Raw genomic sequence first — 4,065 nt, 5'->3', positions numbered from 1 at the left:
GCAACTGTTAAGAAAGACAGAATTTACAACAGACAGGCAAATGGTAACTATCAGATTGCATGTACTCGTTGGGGTCCAGACTATGCTGATCCAACTACTTACCTAAACTTATTCTTAACTGGTAACCAGAATAACTATGGTAAGTACAGCAATGCTAAAGTTGATTCATTAATGAAACAGGTTCAGGCTGAATCAGACTTAAATAAACGTTGGGACTTAATGACTCAGGTAGAAAAGACTGCACTTGATGATTTAGCTTATATTCCAGTATTCGAAAAGGGTGCTGCAGCATTAAAGGCTAAGAATGTAAAAGGAGTTGTTCATTCACCAGTTGGTGTTCCTTATACATTCAAATACGTAACTATTAAATAAGAGTAAACAGAACATAGTGAGAATAAACACATTATAGCTCTTGCTATAATGTGTTCTTCTTTTTCAAATGAAAGGTGTGATATTTATATGGATAAATCCATGATTAGGTATATCTTAAAGAGATTGTTGATTTCCGCAATTACTCTATTTGTTATACTTACAGTTCTGTTCATTATGACTCGTTGTATGCCAGGTTCTCCATTCAACTCAGAAAAGTTGAGTCCAGAACAGCAGAAAGTCATTATGGCAAAATATGGTCTTGATAAGCCAATTCTTGTACAGTATGGTACATACTTAAAGAATATGTTATCAGGCGACTTCGGTGTTTCTTATGTTTTATACAAAGATCAGAATGTTTCTGAATTAGTATTTGACGCAGCTAAGATTTCATTTGCATATGGTATTGCTGCATGTATCTTGGGTACATTAGTAGGTATGTTACTTGGTATCGTTGCTGCATTAAACAAGAACACTATTTGGGATACAATCGCAACTATTATTTCTATCTTAGGTGTATCTATTCCATCATTCGTATTCGCATTATTACTTGTTATCTTGTTCAGTAATGATCTTCGCATCTTACCAACAATGTATGATGATATGAATCCAATCTTCTCATCTATATTGCCAGTTATCGCTTTATCTATGAGCGTTATTGCCAACGTAGCACGTTTCACTCGTACAGAAATGATTTCTGTATTAAATAGTGAATATATGACTCTTGCAATGGCTAAAGGTTTAGATCGTAAGACATTAATCTTCAAGCATGCATTACGTAATGCCTTAATTCCAGTAATCACTATCTTAGGTCCAATCCTAGTTAACTTGATGACTGGTACAATGGTAGTAGAACAGATCTGTTCTGTACCAGGTTTAGGTAAACTATTAATTAATAGTATCCGTGCCAATGACTACAACATCATCGTTGCATGTTCATTCTTATATGCATTCATGTATATCATTATGATGTTAGTAATCGATGTATCTTATGGTATTATCGATCCACGTATCCGTTTAGGAAAGGGGGACAACTAAGATGGATGACAAGAAGTATGAATTTTTGCCAGATGATTTTGAGTTTATCGGTGATAAACAGAATATCAACATTGATGAAGTTGCTCCTGCAAGACCTGCTTGGAAAGATGTTGTTTACCGTTTTACTCAGAACAAAGGTGCAATCTTTGGTTTAGCTTGTATTATTATCATTGCTTTACTTGCTATCTTTGTACCAATGATTTCTCATTGGAAATATGATGCAATTGATACATCTATTGCAAATGTTCTTCCAAATGGTACTCATTTCTTCGGTACTGATAAATATGGCCGTGACTTGTTCGTAAGAACATGGCAGGGTACTCGTATTTCATTAATTATCGCATTAGTTGCAGTAGTTATTGATATCGTAGTTGGTATGACTTATGGTTTAATTTCTGGTTACTTTGGTGGTTTAGTTGACTCTATCCTTCAGAGAATTCAGGAAATCATCAACTCTATCCCAACGCTAGTAGTATTAACTATTCTTTTAACAGTATTAAAGCCTTCTTTATATACCGTTATTCTTGCATTAATCTTCACTGAATGGATTCCTATGTCTCGTATCACAAGAGCACAGGTATTAAAAATCAAGGAAGATGAATTCATTCTTGCTTCTAGAACATTAGGTGCAAGCAATATCTTTATCTTATTCAAGGAAATCTTACCAAACATCTTTGGTCAGTTAATCATCATGTCTATGATGACTATCCCAAATGCAATTTTCTATGAAGCATATCTAGCATTCGTTGGTTTAGGTTTAACTGTACCTCAGGCTTCACTTGGTACTTTGATTAACTCAGGTTTCGAAGTATTCACAGTATATCCAACTCAGATGACTATCCCAGCTATTATCCTTGCAGTATTAATGTTAGGATTCAACTTATTAGGTGATGGTTTAAGAGATGCACTTGATCCTACTATGAAGGAGATGTAATTATGGCTGACAGAGAAAGAATTTTAAAAATCAGAGACTTAAATATCTCCTTTAAGGTTGAAGGTAAGAAAGTGAATGCCATCCGTGGTGTTAACTTAGACCTTTATAAGGGAGAAACAATTGCGATTGTAGGTGAATCTGGTTCAGGTAAATCAGTTACTACAAAAGCTATCATGGGTATCTTAGCTAAGAATGGTAATATTGAAAGTGGTTCAATCGACTATACTTGGCATGATCCAGATACTGATGAAAAACATACAGTAGATATTACTAAGATGACAGAAAAGGAAATCCAGAAGGAAATCCGTGGTCGTAAGATTGCGATGGTTTTCCAGGATCCGATGACTTCTCTAGACCCAACAATGACAATTGGTAAACAGATCATGGAACCAATGATGTATCATTATGGAACATCTAAAGAAGACGCATATAAAAAGGCTGTTGAACTTCTTGAAGAAGTAGGAATCACTAACGCAGAAAAACGTATGAAGAATTATCCTCATCAGTTATCTGGTGGTATGAGACAGCGTGTTGTTATCGCAATCGCTTTATCATGTGATCCATATGTATTAATCTGTGACGAACCTACAACAGCCCTAGATGTAACTATCCAGGCTAAGATCCTTGAATTAATTCAGGACTTACAAAAGAAAAAAGATATTTCAGTTATTTATATCACACATGACTTAGGTGTAGTTGCTAAGGTAGCTGACTTCGTAAACGTTATGTATGCAGGTAAGATTGTAGAAACAGGTTCTATTGAAGATATCTTCTACAGACCTTTACATCCATATACTTGGGGTCTTTTATCAGCAATGCCGGATTTAAATACTGATGATCCAGAATTATATACAATTCCTGGTTCACCACCAAACGTTACAAAAGAAATCAAAGGTGATGCATTCGCACCACGTAATAAATATGCATTAAATATCGATAAGAGAATTGAACCACCTATGTTCAAAGTAGAAGGTTCTACAACTCATAAGGTAGCCAGCTGGTTAATGCATCCAAATGCGCCAAAGGTAGAAATGCCTGAAGCATTAAGAAAGAGAATCGATAACATGATGAAAGAAGGTGTACCAAGTAATGGACAAGAATAGTCAGACTCCAATTCTTGAAGTCAAGAATTTAAAACAGTATTTCTATCCAACTAGAAAGTTTACTGTAAAAGCCGTTGATGGTATTTCATTCAAAATCATGCCAGGTGAAACATATGGTTTAGTAGGTGAATCTGGTTCAGGTAAATCTACTACTGGTCGTGCCATTATTAGATTATATGATCCAACTGATGGTCAGATCATCTTCGAAGGTGAAGATATCACTGGTAAGATGTCTAAGAAAGCTCTTAAGACATTACGTACTAAGATGGCTATGATTTTCCAGGATCCAATGGCTTGTTTAAACCCTCGTAAGAAGGTTATTGATATTATTGCTCAGGGTCTTGATATTCATCATGATTATAAAGATGAAAAAGAAAGAGAAGAAAAGGTTTATAAGATTCTTGAAATGGTAGGTTTATCAAAAGAACATGCGAACCGTTTCCCACACCAGTTCTCTGGTGGTCAGAGACAGCGTATTGGTATCGCAAGAGCCTTAATTATGAACCCTGATTTAATCATTGCCGATGAAGCAATCTCAGCCCTAGACGTATCTATTCAGGCACAGGTTGTAAACCTAATGAAGAAGATGCAGAAAGAAACAGGTGCTGCTTACTTATTCAT

The 4,065-nt window shown here is 35.4% G+C and carries 4 protein-coding genes and 1 pseudogene; all 5 read left to right on the top strand.

The features are described from left to right. Positions 1–372, top strand: a pseudogene (locus B2S90_RS04880) (peptide ABC transporter substrate-binding protein); the annotation flags it as partial. Between the two features lie 87 nt (positions 373–459). Then, positions 460–1,407, top strand: coding sequence for an ABC transporter permease (locus B2S90_RS04875; RefSeq protein WP_055233625.1), 948 nt, complete (start codon positions 460–462; stop codon positions 1,405–1,407). 1 nt (position 1,408) lies between these two features. Beyond that, positions 1,409–2,341 carry an ABC transporter permease gene (locus B2S90_RS04870; RefSeq protein ID WP_055233626.1) on the top strand — a complete coding sequence of 311 codons (933 nt, stop codon included), beginning with the start codon at positions 1,409–1,411 and terminating at the stop codon, positions 2,339–2,341. Positions 2,342–2,343: 2 nt separating this feature from the next. Next, positions 2,344–3,444, top strand: a complete 1,101-nt coding sequence (locus B2S90_RS04865; RefSeq protein WP_055233627.1) for an ABC transporter ATP-binding protein — start codon at positions 2,344–2,346, stop codon at positions 3,442–3,444. Beyond that, the coding region (locus tag B2S90_RS04860; RefSeq protein ID WP_286696624.1) for an ATP-binding cassette domain-containing protein at positions 3,431–4,065 on the top strand (635 nt) is incomplete at its 3' end. The genes B2S90_RS04865 and B2S90_RS04860, both read left to right, overlap by 14 nt.

Source organism: Catenibacterium sp. UBA627, from assembly GCF_002299355.1.
GTDB lineage: Bacteria > Bacillota_I > Bacilli_A > Erysipelotrichales > Coprobacillaceae > Catenibacterium > Catenibacterium mitsuoka.
Note: the sequence above shows the minus strand (reverse complement) of the source record. Positions and strands in the feature narration are given on the sequence as shown.